The organism is Microbacterium sp. Se5.02b (assembly GCF_019464375.1).
Classification (GTDB): domain Bacteria; phylum Actinomycetota; class Actinomycetes; order Actinomycetales; family Microbacteriaceae; genus Microbacterium.
Map to the genome: position 1 here is coordinate 635,312 of NZ_CP080491.1, position 23,434 is coordinate 658,745.

28 protein-coding genes and 3 pseudogenes are annotated in these 23,434 nt (G+C 69.1%); 18 read left to right on the forward strand and 13 right to left on the reverse strand.

The window, feature by feature from the left end; translation table 11 throughout:
- The first annotated feature begins 15 nt into the window (after positions 1-15).
- Positions 16-633 (forward strand): hypothetical protein, encoded by a 618-nt coding sequence (locus K1X59_RS03120; RefSeq protein WP_183151832.1) that lies wholly within the window; start codon positions 16-18, stop codon positions 631-633.
- 88 nt (positions 634-721) lie between these two features.
- Here K1X59_RS03120 and K1X59_RS03125 read toward each other — a convergent pair whose 3' ends face one another.
- Complete coding sequence (locus tag K1X59_RS03125) at positions 722-892, reverse strand: hypothetical protein (protein ID WP_220173924.1); 171 nt, start codon at positions 890-892, stop codon at positions 722-724.
- A gap of 192 nt (positions 893-1,084) precedes the next feature.
- On the opposite strand from K1X59_RS03125, the gene K1X59_RS03130 reads away from it, so the two are divergent.
- From K1X59_RS03130 to K1X59_RS03180, 11 genes are all read left to right on the forward strand, one after another.
- Positions 1,085-1,255 carry a hypothetical protein gene (locus K1X59_RS03130; protein ID WP_183151834.1) on the forward strand — a complete coding sequence of 57 codons (171 nt, stop codon included), beginning with the start codon at positions 1,085-1,087 and terminating at the stop codon, positions 1,253-1,255.
- 117 nt (positions 1,256-1,372) lie between these two features.
- On the forward strand, positions 1,373-1,660 hold the full coding sequence (locus K1X59_RS03135) for a WXG100 family type VII secretion target (protein WP_028501988.1): 288 nt from the start codon (positions 1,373-1,375) through the stop codon (positions 1,658-1,660).
- A gap of 75 nt (positions 1,661-1,735) precedes the next feature.
- Positions 1,736-2,038 carry a hypothetical protein gene (locus K1X59_RS03140; protein ID WP_183151835.1) on the forward strand — a complete coding sequence of 101 codons (303 nt, stop codon included), beginning with the start codon at positions 1,736-1,738 and terminating at the stop codon, positions 2,036-2,038.
- Positions 2,035-3,237 (forward strand): hypothetical protein, encoded by a 1,203-nt coding sequence (locus K1X59_RS03145; protein WP_220173925.1) that lies wholly within the window; start codon positions 2,035-2,037, stop codon positions 3,235-3,237. Before K1X59_RS03140 ends, K1X59_RS03145 begins: the two co-directional genes overlap by 4 nt.
- Positions 3,158-3,793 carry a hypothetical protein gene (locus K1X59_RS03150; RefSeq protein WP_220173926.1) on the forward strand — a complete coding sequence of 212 codons (636 nt, stop codon included), beginning with the start codon at positions 3,158-3,160 and terminating at the stop codon, positions 3,791-3,793. The genes K1X59_RS03145 and K1X59_RS03150 overlap by 80 nt, the downstream gene beginning before the upstream one ends.
- Positions 3,794-3,802: 9 nt before the next feature.
- Entirely contained in the window at positions 3,803-4,468 is a 666-nt protein-coding gene (locus K1X59_RS03155; protein ID WP_183151838.1) for a hypothetical protein, read from the forward strand.
- A gap of 120 nt (positions 4,469-4,588) precedes the next feature.
- Positions 4,589-4,876 carry a WXG100 family type VII secretion target gene (locus K1X59_RS03160; RefSeq protein WP_028501988.1) on the forward strand — a complete coding sequence of 96 codons (288 nt, stop codon included), beginning with the start codon at positions 4,589-4,591 and terminating at the stop codon, positions 4,874-4,876.
- A gap of 76 nt (positions 4,877-4,952) precedes the next feature.
- Complete coding sequence (locus K1X59_RS03165; RefSeq protein WP_220173927.1) at positions 4,953-5,852, forward strand: hypothetical protein; 900 nt, start codon at positions 4,953-4,955, stop codon at positions 5,850-5,852.
- A gap of 117 nt (positions 5,853-5,969) precedes the next feature.
- The gene (locus K1X59_RS03170) at positions 5,970-6,257 is read left to right on the forward strand and encodes a WXG100 family type VII secretion target (protein WP_028501988.1); all 288 of its coding nucleotides are present in this window, start codon (positions 5,970-5,972) and stop codon (positions 6,255-6,257) included.
- Positions 6,258-6,415: 158 nt separating this feature from the next.
- Positions 6,416-6,709 carry a hypothetical protein gene (locus tag K1X59_RS03175; RefSeq protein WP_183151840.1) on the forward strand — a complete coding sequence of 98 codons (294 nt, stop codon included), beginning with the start codon at positions 6,416-6,418 and terminating at the stop codon, positions 6,707-6,709.
- On the forward strand, positions 6,706-8,370 hold the full coding sequence (locus K1X59_RS03180; protein ID WP_220173928.1) for an alpha/beta hydrolase: 1,665 nt from the start codon (positions 6,706-6,708) through the stop codon (positions 8,368-8,370). The genes K1X59_RS03175 and K1X59_RS03180 overlap by 4 nt, the downstream gene beginning before the upstream one ends.
- A 267-nt stretch (positions 8,371-8,637) precedes the next feature.
- On the opposite strand, the gene K1X59_RS03185 is transcribed toward K1X59_RS03180, so the two are convergent.
- Positions 8,638-8,796: a hypothetical protein gene (locus K1X59_RS03185; protein ID WP_220173929.1), complete on the reverse strand. Its 159-nt coding sequence runs from the start codon at positions 8,794-8,796 to the stop codon at positions 8,638-8,640.
- A 57-nt stretch (positions 8,797-8,853) separates the two neighbouring features.
- Between K1X59_RS03185 and K1X59_RS03190 the strand changes: the two genes are divergently transcribed.
- Positions 8,854-9,093, forward strand: a complete 240-nt coding sequence (locus tag K1X59_RS03190; protein ID WP_220173930.1) for a hypothetical protein — start codon at positions 8,854-8,856, stop codon at positions 9,091-9,093.
- A 21-nt stretch (positions 9,094-9,114) separates the two neighbouring features.
- Here K1X59_RS03190 and K1X59_RS03195 read toward each other — a convergent pair whose 3' ends face one another.
- Together K1X59_RS03195 and K1X59_RS03200 are read right to left on the reverse strand one after the other, a co-directional pair.
- Positions 9,115-9,591, reverse strand: coding sequence for a dehydrogenase (locus K1X59_RS03195; protein WP_183151845.1), 477 nt, complete (start codon positions 9,589-9,591; stop codon positions 9,115-9,117).
- 54 nt (positions 9,592-9,645) lie between these two features.
- Positions 9,646-10,637 (reverse strand): annotated as a pseudogene (locus K1X59_RS03200) (malate dehydrogenase).
- Positions 10,638-10,689: 52 nt separating this feature from the next.
- Between K1X59_RS03200 and K1X59_RS03205 the strand changes: the two are divergent.
- Positions 10,690-11,574, forward strand: a complete 885-nt coding sequence (locus K1X59_RS03205; protein WP_220173931.1) for a neutral zinc metallopeptidase — start codon at positions 10,690-10,692, stop codon at positions 11,572-11,574.
- Positions 11,575-11,642: 68 nt separating this feature from the next.
- A pseudogene (pip, locus tag K1X59_RS03210) lies at positions 11,643-12,602 on the forward strand (prolyl aminopeptidase); the annotation flags it as partial.
- A gap of 27 nt (positions 12,603-12,629) precedes the next feature.
- Here pip and K1X59_RS20705 read toward each other — a convergent pair.
- Positions 12,630-13,484 carry a hypothetical protein gene (locus K1X59_RS20705; RefSeq protein WP_258567047.1) on the reverse strand — a complete coding sequence of 285 codons (855 nt, stop codon included), beginning with the start codon at positions 13,482-13,484 and terminating at the stop codon, positions 12,630-12,632.
- 1 nt (position 13,485) lies between these two features.
- Between K1X59_RS20705 and K1X59_RS20710 the strand changes: the two genes are divergently transcribed.
- Positions 13,486-14,286: a hypothetical protein gene (locus tag K1X59_RS20710; RefSeq protein ID WP_258567048.1), complete on the forward strand. Its 801-nt coding sequence runs from the start codon at positions 13,486-13,488 to the stop codon at positions 14,284-14,286.
- Between the two features lie 166 nt (positions 14,287-14,452).
- Here the strand turns inward: K1X59_RS20710 and K1X59_RS03220 are convergent, their stop codons facing one another.
- The 4 genes from K1X59_RS03220 to K1X59_RS03235 are packed head-to-tail and all read right to left on the reverse strand — an operon-like array spanning position 14,453 to position 17,668.
- The gene (locus tag K1X59_RS03220) at positions 14,453-15,844 is read right to left on the reverse strand and encodes an MFS transporter (RefSeq protein ID WP_244632362.1); all 1,392 of its coding nucleotides are present in this window, start codon (positions 15,842-15,844) and stop codon (positions 14,453-14,455) included.
- 31 nt (positions 15,845-15,875) lie between these two features.
- Positions 15,876-16,139 carry a glutaredoxin family protein gene (locus tag K1X59_RS03225; protein WP_220173932.1) on the reverse strand — a complete coding sequence of 88 codons (264 nt, stop codon included), beginning with the start codon at positions 16,137-16,139 and terminating at the stop codon, positions 15,876-15,878.
- Positions 16,140-16,148: 9 nt separating this feature from the next.
- Positions 16,149-17,171 (reverse strand): cation transporter, encoded by a 1,023-nt coding sequence (locus K1X59_RS03230; RefSeq protein WP_220173933.1) that lies wholly within the window; start codon positions 17,169-17,171, stop codon positions 16,149-16,151.
- Complete coding sequence (locus K1X59_RS03235; protein ID WP_244632363.1) at positions 17,168-17,668, reverse strand: hypothetical protein; 501 nt, start codon at positions 17,666-17,668, stop codon at positions 17,168-17,170. Before K1X59_RS03235 ends, K1X59_RS03230 begins: the two co-directional genes overlap by 4 nt.
- A gap of 128 nt (positions 17,669-17,796) precedes the next feature.
- On the opposite strand from K1X59_RS03235, the gene K1X59_RS03240 reads away from it, so the two are divergent.
- Complete coding sequence (locus K1X59_RS03240) at positions 17,797-18,189, forward strand: SIP domain-containing protein (protein ID WP_183151848.1); 393 nt, start codon at positions 17,797-17,799, stop codon at positions 18,187-18,189.
- A gap of 2 nt (positions 18,190-18,191) precedes the next feature.
- Here K1X59_RS03240 and K1X59_RS03245 read toward each other — a convergent pair whose 3' ends face one another.
- Positions 18,192-18,644 (reverse strand): adenylyltransferase/cytidyltransferase family protein, encoded by a 453-nt coding sequence (locus K1X59_RS03245; RefSeq protein ID WP_183151849.1) that lies wholly within the window; start codon positions 18,642-18,644, stop codon positions 18,192-18,194.
- Between the two features lie 111 nt (positions 18,645-18,755).
- Here K1X59_RS03245 and K1X59_RS03250 point away from each other — a divergent pair.
- Positions 18,756-19,987 (forward strand): annotated as a pseudogene (locus tag K1X59_RS03250) (glycosyltransferase).
- Here K1X59_RS03250 and K1X59_RS03255 read toward each other — a convergent pair.
- From K1X59_RS03255 to rfbA, 3 genes are read right to left on the reverse strand one after another with little or no spacing between them, the layout of a single operon-like run.
- The gene (locus K1X59_RS03255; RefSeq protein ID WP_220173934.1) at positions 19,984-21,399 is read right to left on the reverse strand and encodes a bifunctional dTDP-4-dehydrorhamnose 3,5-epimerase family protein/NAD(P)-dependent oxidoreductase; all 1,416 of its coding nucleotides are present in this window, start codon (positions 21,397-21,399) and stop codon (positions 19,984-19,986) included. The pseudogene K1X59_RS03250 and the gene K1X59_RS03255 overlap by 4 nt on opposite strands.
- Positions 21,399-22,397, reverse strand: coding sequence for a dTDP-glucose 4,6-dehydratase (gene rfbB / locus K1X59_RS03260; RefSeq protein ID WP_183151850.1), 999 nt, complete (start codon positions 22,395-22,397; stop codon positions 21,399-21,401). Before rfbB ends, K1X59_RS03255 begins: the two co-directional genes overlap by 1 nt.
- Positions 22,394-23,266, reverse strand: coding sequence for a glucose-1-phosphate thymidylyltransferase RfbA (gene rfbA, locus K1X59_RS03265; RefSeq protein WP_183151851.1), 873 nt, complete (start codon positions 23,264-23,266; stop codon positions 22,394-22,396). The genes rfbB and rfbA overlap by 4 nt, the downstream gene beginning before the upstream one ends.
- Between the last annotated feature and the right edge of the window lie 168 nt (positions 23,267-23,434).

Below are 23,434 nucleotides of genomic sequence, written 5' to 3' on the forward strand. Positions count from 1 at the left end.
TGGAAGACTGAGACGATGAGCAGCCTGCGCGCGGAATTGACGGGGACGACCGGCACGATCATCCCGCCCTATCGGATGCTCCTCCCTCCGGGGTGGGAGGCGTTCGACCTCAGCGAGACGACGGAGCGTGACCTGATCCGTCGGGCCGAGGCGCGTCTGCAGGGCGCTCAGAACACCGCCTTCGGGCCGGTGCTCGCCGGCAAGGTGCACGAGGTGCTGGAAGGGCTGCGCGCCCGTCAGGGATTCGCCTACGCCTTCGCCGGCGAGGCGGCGCCGAGCTGGGCCATCGGGGCGGCGACGCTGGTGGGGCTCAAGCGCTCGTCCTCTCCCGAGGCGACTCTCGAGCAGATCGTGGAGAGCGCGATCCGGCATCACGAGGGCGTCGCGATCGGCGAGGGGCAGCGCATCGTGCGATGGACCGAGCGCCGCGAGGTGACGGTCGACGGCGAGGATGTCGCTTCGCTGCTCATCAACTACCTGATCCCGGTCCCGGGGACGAGGCTCACCGAGGCGGTGCAGTGGACCGCGACGGTGACGCACGAGGCCGACCTCCCCGCCGATCACCCGAACCTCACGCTCTGGACCGCGCTGTTCGACACCCACGTCAGCACGTTCACCTGGACGGTGCGCTGATGGAGCTCGCGATCACCTATGCGCCCGACCGCGTGATCCCGGTGCCCGCAGACCGGCTCTCGCCGCAGGAGCAGGCGGCGTGGGCGCATCAGACCGCCGCGGAGTTCACCCGTGACGCGGGCGCGCACTCGGCGACCGCCGCGACGATCGAAGACGCTCTCCGTGCGGTGATGGCCGAGGTCGACGACGACCGGCGGCTGCTGCTCATCGTCGGTGTCGACGGCGGCGTGGTCGCCCCGTTGATGATCTCGGTGATCACGCACGAGCTCTCCCGTCAGGAGCAGGCGGACTTCCTCTGGTCGAACACCGCGATCCTGCCGGTCACCCCCGGCTCACCGAGACGGAGTCGCTGGGCACCGGCTTCTCGTCCACGCTCGCGCAGCGCGAGAACGGTCTCGACTTCGCGACCCGCCGCTGGATCTTCTTCGGCGAGGGGGCGACGGTGTGCGCGATGCTCGGGCCGGTCGTGCCGTACGGGCTGGCGTTCGTCGAGCCCTTCGCCGAGGCCGCGCTGGCATCGGCGACGCTCCGCGGATTCACCCCGCGGGTCGACCAGGAACGTCTCGACGAGCTCGTCGCCGCGGTGGTCCGCCCGGGCGACGACTGGGTGCTGAACGTCTGACGCCGCGGGTGGGTGGATGGGGAGTTGTGCCCATCGACGGTGGTGTGTGGGGTCTCGTAGGGTGGTGGTATTCGGGCCGGAGGGGTCCGTTCCGTTCGATTTCCGGAGGTGTGGACGATGGCCGATTTCGGTGCGTCTTATGCAGAGATGGAGCAGGTGGCGTCGTCGCTGTCGCAGGCTCGTGATGACATTCAGGGGCAGTTGGACACGTTGAAGGGTCAGGTGGACACTCTTCTGGGTGAGGATTTCAAGACGCAGCATGCGTCGGGGAAGTTCGGTGAGGGGTACACGGAGTTGACGACGGGTCTGAAGACCGCGGTCGATGGCATCAACGACATGTCGGAGTCGCTGCTCGGGATGATGCGGGCGATCCAGGACCTGGATCAGCAGCTCGCCGGCAGCTGACACGCACAGCTTCTCGAAGAGGGGCGTCGACCGTGAGTCGACGCCCCTGTTTCGACTCGACCGAGGGGGGACACCATGACTGATGTGAGTATCGACTACGCCGCGATGGAGGCGAGCCGCACGGCGTACGCGAACATGCGTTCATCGCTCGACGCGGCGACCAGCGGCCTCGGAGACGTCTCCGGTGCTGCCGTTCCGCAAGACGAGCTGCGGCGACGCCTCGAAGACCTCCACGACTCGTGGGGCGGCGGCCTCGACAAGCTCGGCCGCTACGCCGAGGATGCAGGCAAGGGCTTGCAGGGCATCCTCGAAGCGTTCCAGGGACTCGACTCCGAGCTCGCCGCGAGCATGGAGCCCGAGGGCGGAGCGGCATCGTGAGCGCGTTCCCCTCGCTGGGATTCGATCCGGCCCCCGGCGACGTCGGGCAGCTCGAGGACTTCGTCCTCGGTCTCTCCTCCGGGTGCGACAGCGTCGACGACGCGTTGGCGATGCTCAACGGGGATGACGACGCGGCCTGGAGCGGTGAGGCGGCCGTCGCCTTCCGCGCAGCGATGAGCGAGGACTTCCGTCCGCACCTGACGGACACGGGGTCCGCGCTGCGGACGTCGCGCGATGCGCTCAGCGCCTGGGTCACCCAGTTGTCGGGGTACCAGGCTCGCGCGCGGGAACTCGAGGAGCAGGCCGCTGTCGCCGCCGCGAGCGTCAGCAGCAAGGCGACGGCCAAGTCGAAGGCCACCGAGGACGCCGACGCCGAGGATGCCGACCCCGATGCGCTCTCGGCGGCCTCCAGCGCCCTCGCGACCGCCCAGGGCGAACTCGACGACATCGTCGCCGCCGCGCACCGGCTCAAGACCGACGTCGACACGGATGCGGCCGTGGCAGCGCAGCAGCTGGTCGGTGCGAGCGAGACGCTCAGCGCGTACAAGGGCAACGCGTTCTCCAACTTCCTCGAGGGCGCAGGCGACTGGCTGGCCGATGCCGGCGAGTGGCTCATGGACAACGTCGTGCCGATCCTGGAGGACATCCTCCGGGCGGCGCTGCCGATCATCGCGATCCTCTCGATCTTCATCCCGGTGCTCGGCACCGTGGCGCTGATCATGTCGATCGCCCTCGTGGCCATCGACGGGCTCCAGGCGCTCACCGGCCGCGGCTCGTGGACGGACTTCGCGGTGGGGGCCCTCGGCCTGCTCGCGGGCGGTGCGCTCGGCGCGGCCGCGAAGTCGCTGATCGGCCCGGGTGGTGCGGTGCTGGTCCCGTCGATCCAGCGGATGACACCGGCCCTCGCGGGTGGTGGCACGGCCGCGGGAACCCTGGCGGTGACGCTCAACATCAACATGAGCAACATGGTCGCGAACACCTACTGGATGATGTCGTCCGCCAAGGATGCGCATGACAACGGCCAGAGCTTCGTCGAGAGCCTGGGGGCCCGTGGCAGAACCTCGCCGAGCGGGCGGCGAACACGATCCGCGGCGACGGCCCGAAGACGGACGACGAGCTGTGACCGCCGCGCAGCAGTCTCGACATCGGGTGTGGCAGCGGATGCCGCAGGGGTGGATCGAGTTCCGAGCGCTCGGTGACCGCTCGCCGCAGGAGTGGATCGACCGGTATCTGGAGAGCGGCGAGGGATGGCTCCCCGACGAGGCGCGCGCATCGATCACGGAGGGGTTCCACGCGGGGGTCCGCATGTTCTCCGATGTGCCGTTCGACTTCGCCGGTGTGTCGATCGTGCTGGGCGAACGGCCGGCCGTGTCGTTCCTGTGCACGAACGTCGTGGCCACGACGGCCGACGAGGTGGCGGATTCCGCTGCTCTGCACCGGCTGCTCCCGCTGGGGCGGTTCGGGGACGACAGCACGGCCGAGACGTTCACCTCGCCGGACGATCGCGTGGGCACGGTGTCCAGCGGCCTGGTGTCGCGGGGCGGCGTCGACGCGGTGATGACGGTCGGCGAGATCCGGTTGCCCGACGATGCCGGCACGGTCCTCATCATGGGGATGTGCTCGGATCCGGCGCAGCGGCACGAGCTCACGGTGCTGACGGCGTTCGCCCTGTCGATGACGCAGTACCTTCCCGATGGCGTCGAGCCGCAGCTCCCCGAGGGGGCGCGGTTCGAGGCGCCGCTGGACGGCGAATAACCTGGGTCCATGGCTTTTGCGCTGATCCGACCCGAGTCGCGACCCCTGATCGATGCGGCGCGCACGCAGGACGCCCGTCCGGTGGATGCGGATCGCGCAGCCGCGGTGCTGCGGACGGACTTCGAGCGCTGGTCGCGGTGGGCTCTGGGCCTCCTGGGTTTCACGCTGGCGATCGGCGGCGCGTTCGTCACGGCCGGGATGATCGAAGCCGTGCGGATGCTGGGCGGGTCGCTCGCTCCGGTCGACCTGGCGGTGATCGTGATCGCGGTGATCGTCGCACTGGCCGGACTCGCCGTCCTGGTCGCGCTGTGGTGGAGCGGCCGGCGGATCCTGTCGGCCGCCTCCTGGTGGCTTCGTGTGCCGTACACGACAGGCGGGCGGCAGCGCCGCGCGGGTGGTTGGCTCCGGGCGCGCACCGCGAACTTCGAACCTCGCGTCTTCGTGCGGCTCGTCTCGGCGACACTCGCCCTGCTGGTGGCCGTCGGCGGCATCGCCCTGTTCGTCCGTGATCTGGGAGCCGGAGTCACCTCGATGACGGCGGCCTCGGCCGCCATCGGAGTGATCGCTCTGGTGGCGGGCCTCGGGCAGGTCGGGGGAGTCATGCATCTCGTCTCCGGTCTGTCGGAGGCGGATCCGTTGTGGGTGCGGATCCGGTCCATGTTCGTCCGCCGCTGATCCCGTACGCGCGGGGTGGATGGGGAGTTGTGCCCATCGACGGTGGTGTGTGGGGTCTCGTAGGGTGGGTGTATTCGGGCCGGAGGGGTCCGTTCCGTTCGATTTCCGGAGGTGTGGACGATGGCCGATTTCGGTGCGTCTTATGCAGAGATGGAGCAGGTGGCGTCGTCGCTGTCGCAGGCTCGTGATGACATTCAGGGGCAGTTGGACACGTTGAAGGGTCAGGTGGACACTCTTCTGGGTGAGGATTTCAAGACGCAGCATGCGTCGGGGAAGTTCGGTGAGGGGTACACGGAGTTGACGACGGGTCTGAAGACGGCGGTCGATGGCATCAACGACATGTCGGAGTCGCTGCTCGGGATGATGCGGGCGATCCAGGACCTGGATCAGCAGCTCGCCGGCAGCTGACACGCACAGCTTCTCGAAGAGGGTCGACCAGGACGGTCGGCCCTCTTCGTCGTCTCCGGGCCTTTACGCTGAGAGCATGGGTGCGCAGGATGCCGTCGACGAGTTCGAAAGCGGTGTCCTCGCGGTGAATGCACCACTGGCCGCCGTGCATGCGGCGTGGGAGGTCGCCGGCGACGCGCGGATGCGAGAGCTCGCGTCCGCGCGCGACTTCCCGTCCTGGCCGGGGGTCACCTCGGCATCCGCGCGGAAGCGGGCAGCGCAGGAGGCGGAGATCACGGCGGTGCTCGACGAGTATGCGGCATCGGCCCTGGACCTGATCCGCCCGGCTGACCAGGAGCGGTGGCTGGCGCTGGTCGCGGACAGGCAGCGGCGGAGCGGCGAGGGCGTCCTCGTCGACGAACTCGGGCGCAGCGCGGTGGGTGCGTCGTCGCTGCGCGAGAAGCTGGGTGGACGCCCGCATCGCGGTCCCCGGCGCCGAGGGGTCGCGTGCGAGTGCGGCTATGCGGTCGACGGTGTCCTGCCCGCACGACTGTGCGACGAATGCGAAGAGCTGCTGCTGCGACGGTGGGTGGCCGAGGAACGAAGGCTGCTCCGCGGCATGCCGGCGTACGCCGCGGAGGTCGTCGAGGTGATCGCCGCGGTCGCACAGCGCCAGACGAAGGTGTTCCAGAGCCGCGGCGATGATCTCGACGCCGAAGCCTTCGGGAAGCGGAAGGCCGGAGGGCGGCGCCTGGCCCGTCTCGGGCGGAGGTACCGAGCCGAGCTCGATGCGGCCGACCTGCGTCGGTGGAGCAGCTTCATCGAACCGCTGTCGCACGCGTCGACGACGAGCATGCGCTCGATCGTCGTGAAGGTGCACCGTCGTGGTCTGGGGGCTGCGGCGCTCACCGAGCTCGCCGTGCGGGCAGACGCGGAGAGCATCGCTGCATTCGTCGAGTACACCGAGAAGAGGGCGCGCAGCCGGTGGAGGATCTGACGCCGCGGCGGGGTGGATGGGGAGTTGTGCCCATCGACGGTGGTGTGTGGGGTCTCGTAGGGTGGGTGTATTCGGGCCGGAGGGGTCCGTTCCGTTCGATTTCCGGAGGTGTGGACGATGGCCGATTTCGGTGCGTCTTATGCAGAGATGGAGCAGGTGGCGTCGTCGCTGTCGCAGGCTCGTGATGACATTCAGGGGCAGTTGGACACGTTGAAGGGTCAGGTGGACACTCTTCTGGGTGAGGATTTCAAGACGCAGCATGCGTCGGGGAAGTTCGGTGAGGGGTACACGGAGTTGACGACGGGTCTGAAGACCGCGGTCGATGGCATCAACGACATGTCGGAGTCGCTGCTCGGGATGATGCGGGCGATCCAGGACCTGGATCAGCAGCTCGCCGGCAGCTGACACACGGTTTCCCGGAAGGGGTCGACGGTTCGCCGTCGGCCCCTTCCGTCGTGTCAGGCCCGGTCCATCGGCGCGGGGCGCCCGATGGGCAGTTCTCCCCATCGTCTCGCCGCAGCGGCACGGATAGGGTGGACCTGGCGGAACCGGGGGGAATGGCCATGTCAGATGTCGAGATCTTCTATGCGGAGTTGAACGGCGCCTCCAGTGCACTCACCACCGCGACCACTCAACTGCTGACGGAGGCCGCGAGCGTCCAGGGGGAGGACACCGGGGTCGACAATCCCGCACAGCGCGTCGGACTCCGTCTCGAGATGCACCGACGATTGACGGCCCTGCACGACAGGGCATACGACCGCATCGAGTCCGGCGACGCTCTCGCAGCCGACATCGCCGCGATCGCCGCCAAGTACTCCGAACTCGACGTCGAACTCACGGGCGGTGATCGTCCGTGAGTCTCACCTCGCCGAATCGCGGATATCCGCTCGAACGCCTCGACGGCAACACCGGCTCGATGGCGTATTGGAGCAACCTGTTCACGCGGGTGGCCGACCGGCTCGGAGATCTGCGCACGGCCGCGCACGCCGCGCAAGACCTGCCCGGCGTCGGACGCTCCGTCACAGCCGTTCGTACGGACGCGAACGACCTCGCCGGCGCGCTCCCCGGCGACATCGCCGAGGCGCAGCTGCTGGCGGGCGTTCTGCAGCGCTATGCCGACGCCTTCGACGCGCACGCCAAGCCGGCCAACGATCTGATCGATGACATCGAGGCCGCGCACGCGGAGTGGTCGAGGCTCAACATCGCCGCCGATCACGCCGGTCGCGCCGCGATGGCTGCCGCCTATGGCGACGACCAGTCCGAGATCGACGACACGAACGACGCGGTCACCGAGGCCATCGGCGTCCGGGACGCCGCGAAAGACGCCCTCGACGAGCTGTGGACCCAGTACGAGCGGTTCTACGGGGACTGGGATGCCGCCTACGCCGCCGCGCTGTCCGAGCTCGCCGGTGGTACCGGGGCCGTGCTGACGAACGAGGCGCGCGATCTCCTCGCCGACCTCCTCGCGGCGACGAGCCCGGAAGAGGTCGCACGGCTCTGGGCGGAGAATCCCGAGCTGCAGCAGGAGCTCATCGACAATCACCCCGCCGTCGTCGGCAACCTCGACGGGGTGCCCTGGGATGTGCGCGCGACGGTCAACGCCGCGCGGCTGGAGGAACTGCTCGAGACCGAGCCCGAAGGTCCGCATCGCGACGAGCTCGCCGCGGTCTGGCGGGCGCTGACGACAGGTGCGGTGCCGAAGCCGAATCTGATCAGCTTCGATCCGGACGGCGCGGAACAGGTGACCGCGGCACTCGCCTACGGCGACCTCTCGACCGCGTCGGAGATCAACACCCTCGTCCCCGGGATGAACGGCAACGTCGACGACCTCTTCAGCTGGGGGCAGTCCGCGCAGGCGCTCAACCTCCGGGTCGGCGAGGGGTCCGCCACCGTCGTCTGGTTCGGCTACGACACTCCCGATCTGCTGGAGGAGCCGGCGATGTCGCGGGCGGAAGACGGTGCGGCCGCGCTGCGGTCGTATCTCCTGGCCGTGCGCGCCCTGTCGCCCGATGCCGATGTGAACGTGATCGCCCATTCCTACGGCAGCACGACGGCCGCTCTTGCGATCGGGTCGCAGGCGGACGGCCTCGGCGTCACGTCGTTCATCGCGGTGGGGTCCGCCGGATTCCCGAAGGACCCGACGGTGGTCGAGAACCTCTCCAACGGCGGCCCGCCGCAGCTCTACGCGACGATCTCGGAAGACGACGCGGTCGCCAGGGTCGGCCGCGGCACAGCTCCCGGGCATCCTGTCAGCCCCGAGCGCCTGCCAGGCGCTACCGTGTTCGATAGTGATGGTGGCGTCGACGCACGCGGGGAGAGTCTCCCGGCTGCAACCGGACATGACGCCCTCGGCCCCGGCGCCTACCTCGAGCCGGGTTCGGAGTCGTTCTACAACGTGGGTGAGATCATCATGACCGGCCAGCCGGGAACCGAACGGGGCGGCGAGGGCAGCACACAGGGTTTCTGGGATGCGGGCAACTGGTGGATCAGCGATGAGTACGCGCTCATCGATTTCTGAGCGGATGGGACGACGGATGCGCGGTAGGTGGCAGCGCGGAGCGATGGCGGCAGCGGCCGTCGGATTGGTGATGGCGATGACGGGTTGTGGTTCCACGACGGCGCCGACGGGTGATGCGCTGTATCGCGACGGGGAGAAGCACTACGTCGCCTATGCCACGGCCATGCACTCGGTGATCATGGCGATCCATGAGGGCGAGTGGGTTGTGGACCAGGGGGCGTTCGGCGCGTCCCCGATCCCCTGCAGGATCAACGGCGAGCCGTCGGGCTACACGTTCTCCTGGTCTCGCCTGCTCGAGCCGCAGGAGCCGATCGACGTCGATGCGGTGGTCGAGGCGGCGATCGCGGGCTTCGACGAGGTGGGAGTGACCGCGAAGACCTCGACGCTCGGCGAAGGCGATCGGCAAGAGGTGAACGTGATCGGCACCGGGGTGACATCGGGCGCGGTGTCGTCACCATCTGGCCGGCACGCAACACCATCTGGGTGTCCGCGACGCCGGGGTGCATCCCGGGCGATGCGGCCGACCTGTCGGACATGGTCTTCGGCGGCGAACTGGCATACGAGGGCGCGTCGTTGCGCTTCCCCGCGTTCGAGGGGCCGGATTGGCAGCCGCGGTTCTACTTCCCCGAGGAGGGGAGCCCGGTGTACTACAACGAGGACGGCACGCCGGTCGACCCGCAGCCGAAGCAGACGGAGTTCCCCGAAGCGCCATACGGCGACTGAGGCTTCGCGCGGAGTCGCGGGTCAGCGCGCGGCTGCGGCGTCGGCGAGGTGCCGTGCGTCGTGGTTCAGCACCTTGACGATGATGCCGTGGCGGCGCAGCTCCGCGACCGTGCGCGCGCCCTCCTCGGCGTCGAGTCCGAGGGCCTTGATGTTCGCGACGACCACGACGTCTCCTGTGCGCAGCGTGGAGATGAGGCGCGCGAGGCGGTCGTTCCAGCTCTCCAGGATGTCGGGTGCCGGGTGACGGAAGCCCTCGATCGGCACGCCGAAACGGGTGAGGTCGTCACGCTGCTGCACGACCGACGGCATCCCCTCGCGCGAGACGACGAGCCCGACCAGCCGCGAGCCGTCGGGCCGCGCTGTCCAGAAGTTGCGGTTCTGCTGCAGCTCGGTGAAGCACTTCGGGCACGCTGCGGCATCGTGCGGCAGGTGCAGGGGACTCGTCAGAGCCGCCTCGACCGACGCCGTGGTCTTCGTGGGATCAATCGTCTCGCTCATCGCGCACCTCCGGCATCCATTCTGCCCTGTCGCCGAGGGGAGCGGTGACCGGATTCACACGAGGCCGAGGGCCTGAACCGTCTCGCGTTCCTGCAGCAGTTCGGCCACCGAGGCATCGATGCGCTTCCGTGCCCAATCGCTCACCTCGAGCCCCTCGACGATCTTCCACTCGCCGTCGACGGAGCGCACCGGGAACGACGAGACGAGCCCCTCAGGCACGCCGTATTCGCCGTGCGAGACGACGCCGGCGGAGGTCCAGTCGTCCGTGCCCGTGACCCAGTCGCGGGTGTGCTCGATGGTCGCGTTCGCGGCAGAGGCCACCGACGACGATCCGCGCACCTCGATGATCTCCGCGCCGCGTTTCGCCACGCGAGGGATGAAGGTCTGGTCGAGCCAGGTCGGCACGTCGCCCACGATCTGCTCGAGCGCGTCGCCGACGGGGCGGCCGCCCACTGTCGCATGCGAGATGTCGGGGAACTGCGTGGCCGAGTGGTTGCCCCAGATGGGGACGCGGCGCACGGTGTGCACGGGGGCGCCGAGCGTCTGTGCGAGCTGCGCACGAGCCCTGTTCTCGTCGAGACGTGTCAGCGCGGCGAACCTCTCCGCCGGCACGCCGTCGGCAGAGGCCGCAGCGATGAGGGCGTTGGTGTTCGCGGGATTGCCGACGACCGTGACGCGGACACCGGATGCCGCGTTCGCCGCGATCGCCGCGCCCTGCGGCCCGAAGATGCCGGCGTTCGCTGCGAGCAGGTCGGCGCGCTCCATGCCGGGGCCGCGCGGTCGTGCACCGACGAGGAGGGCGAGGTCGCAGCCGTCGAAGCCGACCGCGGGGTCGTCCGTCACCTCGACGTGCTCGAGCAGGCCGAACGCGCCGTCCTGGAGCTCGAGCGCTGCGCCTTCCGCTGCGCCGAGACCCTGCGGGATCTCCAGCAGTCGCAGGCGCACCTTCTCATCAGGGCCGAGCATGTCTCCTGCCGCGATGCGGAAGAGGAGTGCGTAGCCGATCTGTGTCCGCCCGCGCCGGTGATGGTGATCGTGGTCGTCATGCCCCGAGCCTACGTCCGTTCGGTGCCCCTCCGCGCGGAGTACCCTCGACGCATGACCTTCAATCCCGACGCCGACATCTCGGGCAACACCACCCGCCGACGAGGACGCACCGCCGCCATCGCCGGCGGTGCCGGTGTGGGCGTGCTCGGCATCATCGCGCTCATCGCTGGCCCCTTGCTCGGCATCGACCTGACCGGGCTGCTGGGCGGCGGGACGCCGGGCGGAGGCAGTGAGCCCGCGGGCGGATCGGTCATCGAGGACTGCGACACCGGTGCGCAGGCGAACGACGACGTCGACTGCCGCATGGCGGGTGCGCAGCTCGTGCTCGACGACTTCTGGGCCGACGAGGTCGAGGGATACCGCAAGCCCGGATTCATCGTGGTCGACGGGGCGACGAACACGGCCTGCGGCACGGCATCCAACGCGGTCGGGCCGTTCTTCTGCCCGGGCGACGAGACGGTCTACATCGACCCGACCTTCTTCCAGCTGATGCAGGAGCAGTTCGGCGCATCGGCCGGCGAACTCGCCCAGCTCTACATCGTCGGGCACGAGTGGGGCCACCACATCCAGTGGATCACCGGGGTCATGGACGACTACCCGAACAACGGCACCGGTCCCGGAAGCAACGGCGTCCGCACCGAACTGCAGGCCGACTGCTACGCGGGTGCCTGGATCGGACGAATCTCGGAGGAGACCGACAGCAAGGGGGTTCCGTACCTGCAGCCGACCACGGAGAAGCAGCGCATCGATGCGCTGAACGCCGCGTTCGCGGTCGGCGACGATCACATCCAGGAGCAGTCCGGTTTCTCGAACCCCGAAAGCTGGACGCACGGCTCCAGCGAGCAGCGACAGCGCTGGTTCGCCGAGGGGTATCAGAACGGCCTCGGCGTCTGCGCGCAGGTGCTGACGCTGCCCGCCGACCAGCTGGACCCGTAGCGGGCAGCGCGCTCGGCGTCCGCTACCGTGGGGAGAGCACCACTGCACGACCGGCCGGGGGACCGAAGATGACGAACACGGATGCACTGTATCCACCGATCGAACCGTACGAGACGGGCGAACTGCTCGTCGGTGACGGGAACCGCATCTACTGGGAGGTCAGCGGCAACCCCGAGGGCAAGCCGGTGGTGTTCCTGCACGGGGGGCCCGGCAGCGGGACCTCTCCCTGGCAGCGGCGGTTCTTCGACCCGGAGCTCTATCGCATCGTGTTGTTCGACCAGCGCGGATGCGGCCGCAGCACGCCGCACGCGAGTGAGCCGGACGCCGACCTCCGGTATGTCACGACGGCGCACCTGATCGCCGACATCGATCTCCTCCGCAGGAACCTCGGGATCGAGAAGTGGCAGGTCTTCGGCGGATCCTGGGGCAGTGCCCTCGCGCTCGCGTACGCACAGGCGCACCCCGATGCCGTGACCGAGCTCGTGCTCCGCGGGATCTTCACTCTGCGCCGGGTGGAGCTCGAATGGTTCTATGAAGGAGGGGCCGCCGCGCTGTTCCCTGATCTCTGGGAGAGCTTCATCGCGCCGATCCCGGTGCTCGAACGCTCGCGCATGATCGAGGCATACCACCGTCGGCTGTTCGATCCCGACCCGGCCGTGCACGTTCCTGCGGCGGTCGCCTGGGCCACGTGGGAGGCATCGACCGTCACGCTGGTTCCCGACGCCGCGCAGATCGCCGCGATGTCCGACCCGCGCGCAGCCACCGCCTTCGCCCGGATCGAGAACCACTTCTTCGTCCATCGTGGCTGGTGGGAGGAGGGGCAGCTGATCGCCGGCGTCCCCGGCATCCGCCACATCCCGACGGTCATCGTGCAGGGGCGGCACGATGTGTGCACCCCGATGATGACGGCGTGGGACCTGCACCGTGCCTGGCCGGAGGCCGAGTTCGTCGTGGTCGACGATGCCGGCCACTCCGCCACAGAGCCGGCGACGCAGCAGGCGCTACGAGACGCGACCGACGGCTTCGCCGCGCGCCTGAACGCGGGACTCCGCTCCTTACGCCCGCAGCGCCTTCGTCAGGGTCTTCATGAGTCCTGCGATGCGGCCGTCCACGCGGTACCGGGTCAGCCCCTCGCTCACAGTTGCGCCCGTACGCGCCGAGACGAACCACGGCGGCTTCGGCAGGATCGTGAGGCGTCCCCCGCCGTTCGCGATCGGCAGGGACCGCGGGAACGGACGGAACGGGCCGCGGAGGACGGAGCGTTCGACGCCGTCGAGCAGCAGCGCGTTGTGCACCACGCCGATGCCGCTGCCGACGTCCTCGATCGTGCTGCCGGGGTACGCGCCCCACGTGAGGGTCGGGGTGATGAAGCCGAAAGCGGTCCAGCCGTTGATCGCGATGGATCCGTAGCGGAGTGCGGCGATCGCCCGCTCGAATCCGGCGCCGAGAGACCTCTCGGTCGCGGGGTCGATCAGCAGGTTCGCACCGAGCGTGCCCTGAAGCTTGTCGTTGGCGTGGGCCACGGCGGCGTCCAGGAACTCCTGCCCGGTGCCGGGCACCGTCACGACACCCAGCACCGGCGCGAAGTACTCCGTGGTCTCCAGGGCGGTGGCGTCGGCATCGGCGTCGACCTCGACCAGCAGGCGGTCGCCGAGCACCAGCGCGTCGGGGTACGCCTCGGTGGCCAGGTCCATCCGCGCGGGCGATCCCGGATACCAGATCGGACGCTCCGGGGCGTTCGCGTATGCGCGTCGGAGGGCAGCGCGGAAGGCATCGGCCTGGTCCCAGTCGGACGACAGGATGACGACCTGCCCGGCGATGCAGTTGTGTCCGCAGTTCTGCAGGCGCATGGTCGCGATGTGCTCGGCCTGGTAGGCGAGGTCGGCGTCGGTCCAGGCGCCGGGCACCACGATGATCGGTGAGACGCCGCCGAGTTCCGCGGTGATCGGCTTCTTCAGCAGCGGCCGCTTCTCGCGCCGCCGACGCTTCGTGGCGGCGGCGGCCCTCGCCCTTCGACGGACCCCAGACGATGGTGTCGAACGTGGCGGCCGACCCGGTGATGTGCACGTGCACGAGCCCAGGATGCCCGGTGAGATACGTGCCGACCGCCGGGCCGCCGCGGACGATGCGCAGCAGGCCCGGCTCGATGAGCGGTGCGAGCGCGCGCTTGTACACCGGGACCAGGGCATCCTGCGTGGGGTTCACCTTGAGCAGGGCCGTGCGGTTGTGGGCGAGGAGCTCGTACAGCACGTCGAGCACCGGGATGGAGGTGACGTTGCCCGCGCCCAGGACGAGTCCGACGCCGCCCGATTCACTGGGGGTGCGTTGTGCGAGGCCGGCCGATGCCCGCGCGGCGCCCGGCGTGATTCCCGGCTCCAACCAGACCTCGCCCGTGAACCCCGACAGCAGGAACTTGTCGATGCCGGTCAGGGGGAATGCGTGCACGCGGGTGCGTCCACCGGGTGCGCGGTCGATCGTGACGCCGTCGAGCGGGTTGGTTCCGGCTGCGAGTCGCGAGAGGGTCTCGATGTAGGCGTCGAGCGCGCCGAGCACGCTGTACGGTCCGCTGAGCCATTCCTCGCCGCGCAGCGGATGCCGGGCGTCGAGGCCCTTCGACGCCGCGGCGGTGTTCGCCCAGTCCTCTGCCGTGGCGGCGACGCTCGTGCGGACCGCACGCAGCAGCGTCACCCGCTGCGCGATCGTGAGCGCTGACCAGGTGCGCGCACCCACCTGCAGCGCGTCGATCGCGGTGTCGAGCCGGTCGCGTTCGCCCTCGTCCAGCGCGGGACCGGCGGGGCCCGGCGTGCGCTTCGACGCAGCGGCGGAGGTGGTGGTGCTCGCAGAAGTCATCGACGTCTCCTTCAGACGGGATCCCAGCTTAGGCGGCGGAGGTCGCGCCCGCCTCGATGTCGTCGCGGCGCAGGCGGTAGCGGCGAAGAGTCAGCAGGCTGGCCGCCATCAGCACGGCGGGCAGGATGCTGAAGCTGACCACGATGCCCGTGATGGCGGCGGCCGGCTGCTCGACGGTCGCGCCTGCGACGGTCGAGACGTAGCCCGTCGCGGCGAGGGTCAACGACACCGCGGTCGCGCCGAGCGCGAATCCGACGGTCTCACCCGCGGTCCAGATGCCCGTGAAGGTGCCCGCCTGGCCTGGCCCGCTCGTGCGCTCGTCGTGGGAGATGACGTCGGGCAGCATGGCCATGGGGAGCGACTGGAGTCCTGCGTAGGCGATGCCGGCGACCGCGACCGAGGCGTAGATCCAGGCACCGGGAGTCCACACGGCGACGACCAGCGATGCCGCGGCCGCCGTGAAGATGATGCTCGCGAACGCGAACGCCCGCTCCTTGCCCGCGCGTCGGGCGATGAGGGTCCAGCCCGGTGTCGCCAGCAGCGCAGGACCGACCAGCGCGACGAACACGAAGGTCACGGCGTCTTCCGAGCGCAGCACCCAGGTCGCGACGTACTGCGCACCGGCGAGCATGGTGCCGGTCGCGAGCGCCTGCAGCACGAAGGTGCCCAGCAGCGCGCGGAACGGCTGACTGCGTCCGAGCGCCCGGAACCCCGACATGTACTGGTCGCGCCAGGTGGAGGAGACGGCAGCGGTCGACGGGGTCGAGGTGCGCTGGGCGGCGGCCTCCGCCGTCCTCGAGGCGATGAACATGCCGATCCCGATGACGATGCCCGAGGCGATGCCCATCAGCAGGTAACCCATGACCGGGTCCGAGCCGGCGTTGCGAAGGGCGGGTCCTCCGGCGCCGAAGAGCAGGATCGCCGCGGTGAGCACGACCACGCGCCAGCCGAGCAGGCGGGTGCGCTCGTCGTAGCTCGCGGTCAGTTCTGCGGGCAGTGCGACGTACGGCACCTGGAACAGGCTGAATGCGGTCGCGGTCGCGAGGAACGCCAGCAGCACGCTGATCGCCCCCGCGATCGGGCCCCACGTCGGAGGCACCGCGAAGGTCAACGCGAAGAAGAGCGGCAGCGCCAGCGCGCCCGTGACCATGAAGCCCCGCCGGGAACCCGTCCGGGCGAGCTGACGATCGGATGCGGCACCGATCAGCGGGTCGATCAGCACGTCCCAGATCTTCGCCGCCGTGACGATGAGTCCCGCGGCGAGGGCGGCGACACCGAGGTTGTCGGTCAGGAAGTACGTCAGCACCAGCCCTGGCAGGGTGGCGTAACCGCCGGTCCCGAGCGATCCGATCGCGTACAAGACGATCGTGCGCGCGGAAAGGCGGACGGATGCTCGTTCGGGCCGAGCCTCGGTGCTCATCGCGCCAGTGTAGCGGCGCGATGAGGCCCGCTCAGATCAGCGAGAGCTCGCGGAGCTTCGACTCGACGTCGGCGTTCGACGGCTCGACGTGGTGCGACCGGTCGGGGTAGACCACGACCGGGATGTTCGTGCGGCCGGAGATCTCCTTCGCGACATCGGCCGCTGCGGGCTCGGCGACGAGGTCGACGTAGGTGTATTCGATGCCGAGCGCGTCGAGCTGCTTCTTCGTGCGGATGCAGTCGCGGCACCAGTCGGCGCCGAACATCGTGATGGTGTCGGGGGCGGCAGAAGTCATGCTTCCAGCCTACGGCCGCCCGGATGGGGTGGCGCTGAGAGCGGGCGGGGTCTCGCGTCGGCCGGGGTCGGCCTCGTCGGGCAGCTGCTCGACCGGGACGATCACCACGTCCTGGATCTTCCAGTCGAGGTCCGTGACCTTCCTCTGCAGGTCGGTCGTCTCGTGGACCGACACCCGGTGCCGCCGCGGCACGATGAATGCCTCGACATGGAAGACCTGTCCCTGGTCGCGCACCCGCACCGCGGCATCCTTGATCCACGGTCTGCTGCGCAAATACGACACGATGTCGGCCGCCACCGGGTGCGGATGCTTGCTGTCGTACGTGCGGGCGCGCTGGTCCATGAGGTCGACGATCGCTGTCTTCGTGTTGCGGAAACCGTCCCAGATGATGCCGAGCGAGATGAACAGGGCAGCGGCGCCGTCGAGCCACCACACGCCGGCGCCGACCCCCAGGACGCCGACGATCGACGCGACCGTCGTCTGCCAGTCGGCCTTCGCCATGTCGGCGTCTGCGTACAGCAGCTTGTTGTGCAGCACGGGTGCGAGCTTCGACTTGGCCGGGCCGTAGAAGAAGACCGGGCCGACGATGACGACCGCCATCACGGCGACCATGAGCCAGCCGAGCCAGATCGTCTGGCCGAAGAGCTGCACGGTGCCGATGGTCGGGTGCTCGCCGGCGATCAGGCCGGTGACCGCTTCGATCGCGAGGTTGAGGCCGACAGCGAGCAGAGCGACGCCGGCCACGAGGTGCCCGACGCCCATCGCGCGGTGGAGTCCGTAGGGGTGTTTGCGGGTCGGACGTCGCCCCACGAAGAGGAGCGCGATCAGGAAGGCGAACTGGGGGATCAGCGACAGCATGTCTTCGATCCACGCGGTCCGCATCGCCTGCGAGTTGCCCACGACGAATGCGATGACCACGATCGTCACGGAGGTGTAGACGATCGTGAAGATCTCCCAGCGGATGGCGCTCCGCCTCGCCCGCACCTGTTCCTGGGGAAGGGTGGTTCGCCCGAAGCGCGCCTCTTCGGTCATGGGCCGACCTCCTCGTCGAGGAACCTCTCCAGCGTCGACAGGAACGCGTTCTCGCCGAGCGGGACCATCATGACGAGTTCTCGCCCGTCAGCGCCGTCGATGCCCGGATAGCCGCGGGTCAGTCCGGCCTTGTCGATCCACGGGGTGTCCGAGGTCATGCCGCCCGCGATGAGGTCGAGGTCGCCCGCTGCCAGCATCCGGACGAGCGTCTCCTCCGATGCCACCGTCCACTCGGGTTCGGCGTCGATGCTCGCGGCGAACCGATCGACGAGATCGACGATCGGGCCTGAGGGGTGATCGTCGGTCACCTCGACGAGCTCGCCGTCGGGGGACGTGCCGATGCGGAGCTCTCCACCGGAGACGGCGTCGAGGGTGCCGTCGGGGTCGGCGGGGATCGTCAGTCCGCACCCCGACAACGCGCCGGCGAGGGCGAGACCCGCGACGAGGGAGGCGGCGCGGGATGACCGCCGCCCGAGAGGCCTTCGACGTCCGTTCACGACTCGAGGATGCGCCGCCGTGCCGCCCGCGGGCAAAGGCGTTGACGAGAGGCTTCGTGGGGCGCTAGAGCGCGGAGCCGACGGCCGTACCCTTGTGAGTAAGGGTACCCTTACCTATACTGAACACCATGAGCGGCGCGTGCGAGCACCTGGAAGATCCGGACTGGGATGACATCGAGGGCGCCGTGCTCATCGCGGGTGACGCGGCCGATGCCGGCTTCATCGCGAGCATCACGGCCCGACTGCCCTGGGACGCGCAGGGCGTCGTCCTCCTCGAGGCGGCGGCACGCATCCAGTTCCGGCACATCGACGTCCCCGCTGGTGTCTCCGTGCGTTGGCTCGTGCGCGACGACGGCATCAGGGCGCACACGCGGGGCGAGCGGTTGGCGAACGCCGTGCACGCCTGGTGCGTCGAGTGGGCGTGCAGCGAACCGCCGTCGCAGTGGACCGTGTGGCTCGGGCCGCACACGCCCCCGCACGTGGCGAGGATGGCGCGCAGCCTGCTCGGCGTCGCGAACTGACGTCAGCGGGTTGCGGCGGCGGGCACGCCGGCGCCCGCGGTGATCGCGTCGAGGGCGCGGCGCAGCGACGAACTCGACGTGTGCGCCGTGTACGGGAAGTACACGACCTCCACGCCGACCTCGGCGAACTCGCGCTCGAGGCGCAGCCCCTTGTCGGTGCCGCGCCAGTCGTCGCCTTTGAAGAAGTGCGTGAACTGCACGTCGCGCCACGAGTCCATCTTCGACGGCGTGGTCTCCACGTACACGTCATCGACGAACGAGATGTGCTTGACGATCTCCGCACGCTCGGCCGTCGGTATGACGGGCTCGATGCCCTTCACCTGGCGCAGCATCTCGTCGCTGACGACGCCCGCGATCAGGATGTCGCAGTGCTGCTTGGCGTGACGAAGAAGATTCAGATGCCCGACGTGAAAAAGGTCGAAAGCACCAACGGCATAGCCGATACGCGTCCCCATGATCTCCCCAGATCAGTGTTTCCCCAGTGAGCGGATCCCCATCCGCTTCGCGACTCCCACAGCCGCGTTTCGGAAGTCTAGCAGGTCCGGATTCGTTCCCCACAGCAAGCCATGGAACGATGGAGTGCGCACGCGCTGCGCGTGGGGATCGAGGGGGCGGACGTGGGGACACCGGTGACGGTCATCGTGCCGACGTTCAACGAGCGTGACAACGTCGCCGAGCTCGTCTCCCGCAGCGCCGCAGCTCTCGCCGGATACGACGCCGAGATCCTGTTCGTCGACGACAGCACCGACGACACCGCGGCCGAGGTCGAGCGCGTCGCCGCCGACGCCGCCATTCCGGTGCGGGTGATCCACCGTGCGGAGAACACGGGGGCCTCGGCGGTGCCGTCGTGGTCGGGCTCGAAGCTGCGGCATCCGACGTCTGCATCGTGATGGACGGCGACCTGCAGCATCCACCGGAACTCCTCCCGGTCATCCTCGCCAGGCACGGCGAGGATGACGCCGACGTCGTCGCGGCGTCCCGCTACGTCGGCGGCGGAGACACCAGCGGGCTCGGCACGGCAGTGCGCTTCGGCGTCTCGCGCGTGGCCACCTGGCTGACCAGGGCGATGTTCCCGATCCGCCTGGCACGCAGCACCGATCCGATGACCGGGTTCTTCCTCGTCGACCGCCGCCGTCTCGACGTGTCGGCGCTCAAACCGCAGGGCTTCAAGATCCTCCTGGAGATCCTCGCGCGCAACGACCTGCGTGTCGCCGAGGTGCCGATGGAGTTCGCCGAGCGACGGCACGGGACCTCGAAGGCGAGCCTGCGGCAGGGCGGCACGTTCATCGCCCACCTCGCCCGCCTGCGGTTCGGCAAGATGTCGCTGTTCGCCCTGATCGGCGCGATCGGCGCCGCAGCGAACCTCGGGATCATGTGGGCGCTGACCGCTGCCGGCGTCCCCTACATCTGGGCGGCCGTGATCGGCGCCGAGGTGACGATCATCGGGAACTTCCTGCTGCAGGAGCGTTTCGTGTTCGCCGACATGCGGACGGATGCCCGCGCGCTCGGCATCCGCTTCGCGAGCTCCTTCGCGTTCAACAACGTCGAAGCCGCGCTGCGCATCCCCGTCATGGCCCTCATGGTCGAGTCGTGGCACATCTCCAGCGTGCTCGCGACGGGGCTCTCGCTCATCGTCGCCTTCTTCGCGCGCTTCCTGTTCCACTCGCTCGTCGTGTACGCCCCGCAGCGGCGGAAGAGGAACGACGACTCTCCCTCGGCTGAACCGCCGACGGACACGGCGGCGCAGCGCGTGATCAGGGCGATCGACGTCGAGGTGATGAAGCCGGGCGAGCTCTAGCCGTTCGTCGCGAGGTAGGCCTCGAGCGCCGCATCCGCATCACGCGGACGCCATCCGGTCGACTCGATGCGGTGCAGGTCCAACACGCTGTTGAGCGGCCTCGGCGCGATCGGACCCGCCTGATCGGCGAAGTACTCCGCGGTGCTCACATCGGTCACCCCGCCCGGGTCGTGCCCGGTGAGGCGATACACGGCGCGCGCGATGTCCGCCCAGGAACGGGGTTCGCCGGCACCGGTGACGTTGTACACGCCGAACGGGGCGGCGCTCGACAGCAGATGCGTGATGGCCGCGGCGAGGTCGTCGGTGAACGTCAGGCGTCCGATCTGATCTCCGACGACGCGGGGCGCGATGCCCCGTTCGGCGAGCGAGGCCATGGTGCGCACGAAATTGCGCCCCTCGCCGATCACCCAGGACGTTCGGACGATGTAGTGGCGCGGCACCGTCGCGACGACCGCGTCGCCCGCGGCCTTCGTCTGCCCGTAGACGCCGAGCGGTCGCACCGGGTCCGACTCCGTGTAGGGGGAGGCCTTCGTGCCGTCGAACACGTAGTCGCTGGAGACGTGCACGAGCGTGATGCCGTTGTCCGTGGCGATACGGGCCAGGGCGGCGACCGCGGTGGCATTCGCCGCCCAGGCGTCCTCGCGTCCCTCCGGCGTCTCCGCGAGGTCGACCGCGGTGAACGCGGCGGCGTTGATGATCACGCCGTAGTCGCGCCACCGGCGGGCGGACGGCAGGTCGTCCGCCCGGATGTCGAGCGTCTCGCGCGTCGTGTACTCCACGTGGTCGGCATCGGCGAAGGCCGCCTGCAGAGCGAGACCGAGCTGGCCCGAGCCGCCGAGCACCAGGATCTTCCTCGGACCGATCGGTGTGACGTCGGCGAGGCGCGGGTGCGCGAGGTCCTTCGCCGAGATCTCGACGTCGGAGAGCGGGATCGGCCAGGCGATGGCGGCCGTCTCATCCGCGAGGTTGAGGAACGAGTACTCGGCGTCGGGAGACCAGTGATCGTTGACGAGGTACGTGTAGGCGGTGTCCGCCTCGAGGGTCTGATACGAGTTGCCGACTCCGCGGGGCACGAGGATCGCGCGCGACGGATCGATCTCGGTCGTGAACACCGTGCCGAAGGTGTCGCCGGCACGCAGGTCGACCCAGGCGCCGAAGATCTTCCCCGTGGCGACCGAGACCCATTTGTCCCAGGGCTCGGCGTGGATGCCGCGCGTGGTGCCGACCGCGTCGTTGAACGAGATGTTGTTCTGCACCGGGCCGAAGTCGGGCAGCCCGGCGGCGACCATCTTCTCGCGCTGCCAGTTCTCCTTGAACCACCCGCGCGAGTCCCCGTGCACGGGCAGGTCGACGACGAGCAATCCGGGGATCGTGGTCTCGGAGACGGTGAGCGTCTTGCCGAACTCCGTCATCACTGACCCTTCGCCGCGTAGAACGACTCGGTCGCATCCTTGGCCGGCGCCCACCACTCCTCGTTGTCGCGATACCACTCGATCGTGGAGGCGAGACCCGACTCGAAGTCCGAGAACTGCGGCGCCCACCCGAGCTCGGTGCGCAGCTTCGTGGAGTCGATCGCGTAACGCAGGTCGTGGCCTGCACGGTCGGTCACGTGGTCGTACGCATCGGCCGGCTGGCCCATCTGCGCCAGGATCAGCTCGACGACGGACTTGTTGTCCTTCTCGCCGTCCGCGCCGATCAGGTAGGTCTCGCCGATCTCGCCCTTGTCGAGGATCGTCAACACGGCGGAGGAGTGGTCGTCGGCATGGATCCAGTCGCGCACGTTCTGCCCCGCGCCGTACAGCTTCGGGCGGATGCCCCGCAGCACGTTCGTGATCTGACGCGGGATGAACTTCTCGACGTGCTGGTACGGCCCGTAGTTGTTCGAGCAGTTCGAGATCGTCGCCTGCACGCCGAACGACCGCACCCAGGCGCGCACGAGCAGGTCGCTTCCGGCCTTCGTCGACGAGTACGGCGACGAGGGGTTGTACGGCGTCTGCTCGGTGAAGCGCGCGGGGTCGTCGAGCTCGAGGTCGCCGTAGACCTCGTCGGTCGAGATGTGGTGGAAACGTCGTTCGTGTCGACGTGCCGCCTCGAGCAGCGTGTAGGTGCCGATGATGTTCGTGTCGAGGAACGGCCGAGGGTCGTGCAGGGAGTTGTCGTTGTGAGACTCCGCCGCATAGTGCACGACCGCGTCGGCCTTCGCGAACAGCGCATCCACGAGCTCGGCATCGGCGATGTCGCCCTCGACGAACTCGACGCGGTCGGTGGGAAGCCCGGCGAGGGAGGCGCGGTTGCCCGCGTAGGTGAGCTTGTCGAGCACGGTGACATGCGCGTCGGTGTGTGACACGACGTGGTGCACGAAGTTCGATCCGATGAAGCCGGCGCCGCCGGTCACGAGCAGGCGGGTCATCGCGCGCCCCTCTCCAGCAGCTCGAGCAGGTACGAGCCGTACCCCGACTTCACGAGCGCCTCGGCCCGGGTGCGGAGCTCGTCGTCGTCGAGGAACCCTTGTCGCCAGGCCACCTCCTCCGGCACGCCGATCTTCATGCCGGTGCGGCGTTCCATCGTGCGCACGTAGTCGGCGGCGTCGGTCATCTGGTCGAACGTCCCGGTATCGAGCCAGGCGGTGCCTCGGGGCAGGACCTCGACCTGGAGCTTGCCGCGCTCGAGGTACTCGCGGTTCACGTCGGTGATCTCGTATTCGCCGCGAGCGCTGGGCGCCAGACGACGGGCGATGTCGATCACGTCGTTGTCGTAGAAGTACAGGCCGGGCACCGCGTAATTGCTCTGCGGGAGCTTCGGCTTCTCCTCGAGCGAGATCGCCTGACCGTCGGCGTCGAACGCCACGACTCCGTAGGCCTCGGGCTCCGCGACCCAGTACGCGAACACCGCGCCTCCGTCGATCTCGGCGAAGCGCTTGAGCTGTGTGCCCAGCCCCGGTCCGTAGAGCAGGTTGTCGCCGAGCACGAGCGCGACGCTGTCGTCGCCGATGAAGTCGGCGCCGATCGTGAACGCCTGGGCGAGACCGTCCGGCGATTCCTGCTGGGCGAACGTGAGCGAGATGCCGAACTGCGAGCCGTCTCCGAGCAGTCGCTCGAAGTGCGCGGCGTCGTGCGGGGTGGTGATGACGAGGATCTCTCGGATGCCGGCGAGCATGAGCGTCGACAGCGGGTAGTAGACCATCGGCTTGTCGTACACCGGGATCAGCTGCTTCGAGACCCCCAGCGTGATCGGATGCAGCCGTGTTCCCGAACCGCCCGCCAGAATGATGCCCTTCATGATCCCCCTCGTGAAACGTCGATGTCCGTGGTGGCGTCACAGAAGGGACGGCCATCCCCTGCCGTCCGACGACCCCCACAGTCGTGATTCCGACTCTAGCGGTTCGCGCCCTCGCATGGTGAGTGACCGATATGCCGCCCGCTCTTGTGAGAACCCTGTGTGCACGTC

Excerpts from the sequence above, each read along its gene's own strand:
- K1X59_RS03120 (WP_183151832.1), top strand. The coding sequence starts at position 16 with ATGAGCAGCCTGCGCGCGGAATTGACGGGGACGACCGGCACGATCATC.
- K1X59_RS03130 (WP_183151834.1), top strand. The coding sequence starts at position 1,085 with ATGCTCGGGCCGGTCGTGCCGTACGGGCTGGCGTTCGTCGAGCCCTTC.
- K1X59_RS03135 (WP_028501988.1), top strand. The coding sequence starts at position 1,373 with ATGGCCGATTTCGGTGCGTCTTATGCAGAGATGGAGCAGGTGGCGTCG.
- K1X59_RS03140 (WP_183151835.1), top strand. The coding sequence starts at position 1,736 with ATGACTGATGTGAGTATCGACTACGCCGCGATGGAGGCGAGCCGCACG.
- K1X59_RS03155 (WP_183151838.1), top strand. The coding sequence starts at position 3,803 with ATGGCTTTTGCGCTGATCCGACCCGAGTCGCGACCCCTGATCGATGCG.
- K1X59_RS03160 (WP_028501988.1), top strand. The coding sequence starts at position 4,589 with ATGGCCGATTTCGGTGCGTCTTATGCAGAGATGGAGCAGGTGGCGTCG.
- K1X59_RS03165 (WP_220173927.1), top strand. The coding sequence starts at position 4,953 with ATGGGTGCGCAGGATGCCGTCGACGAGTTCGAAAGCGGTGTCCTCGCG.
- K1X59_RS03170 (WP_028501988.1), top strand. The coding sequence starts at position 5,970 with ATGGCCGATTTCGGTGCGTCTTATGCAGAGATGGAGCAGGTGGCGTCG.
- K1X59_RS03175 (WP_183151840.1), top strand. The coding sequence starts at position 6,416 with ATGTCAGATGTCGAGATCTTCTATGCGGAGTTGAACGGCGCCTCCAGT.
- K1X59_RS03195 (WP_183151845.1), bottom strand. The coding sequence starts at position 9,591 with ATGAGCGAGACGATTGATCCCACGAAGACCACGGCGTCGGTCGAGGCG.
- K1X59_RS03205 (WP_220173931.1), top strand. The coding sequence starts at position 10,690 with ATGACCTTCAATCCCGACGCCGACATCTCGGGCAACACCACCCGCCGA.
- K1X59_RS20710 (WP_258567048.1), top strand. The coding sequence starts at position 13,486 with ATGATCGGTGAGACGCCGCCGAGTTCCGCGGTGATCGGCTTCTTCAGC.
- K1X59_RS03220 (WP_244632362.1), bottom strand. The coding sequence starts at position 15,844 with ATGAGCACCGAGGCTCGGCCCGAACGAGCATCCGTCCGCCTTTCCGCG.
- K1X59_RS03225 (WP_220173932.1), bottom strand. The coding sequence starts at position 16,139 with ATGACTTCTGCCGCCCCCGACACCATCACGATGTTCGGCGCCGACTGG.
- K1X59_RS03230 (WP_220173933.1), bottom strand. The coding sequence starts at position 17,171 with ATGACCGAAGAGGCGCGCTTCGGGCGAACCACCCTTCCCCAGGAACAG.
- K1X59_RS03240 (WP_183151848.1), top strand. The coding sequence starts at position 17,797 with ATGAGCGGCGCGTGCGAGCACCTGGAAGATCCGGACTGGGATGACATC.
- K1X59_RS03245 (WP_183151849.1), bottom strand. The coding sequence starts at position 18,644 with ATGGGGACGCGTATCGGCTATGCCGTTGGTGCTTTCGACCTTTTTCAC.
- K1X59_RS03255 (WP_220173934.1), bottom strand. The coding sequence starts at position 21,399 with ATGACGGAGTTCGGCAAGACGCTCACCGTCTCCGAGACCACGATCCCC.
- rfbB (WP_183151850.1), bottom strand. The coding sequence starts at position 22,397 with ATGACCCGCCTGCTCGTGACCGGCGGCGCCGGCTTCATCGGATCGAAC.
- rfbA (WP_183151851.1), bottom strand. The coding sequence starts at position 23,266 with ATGAAGGGCATCATTCTGGCGGGCGGTTCGGGAACACGGCTGCATCCG.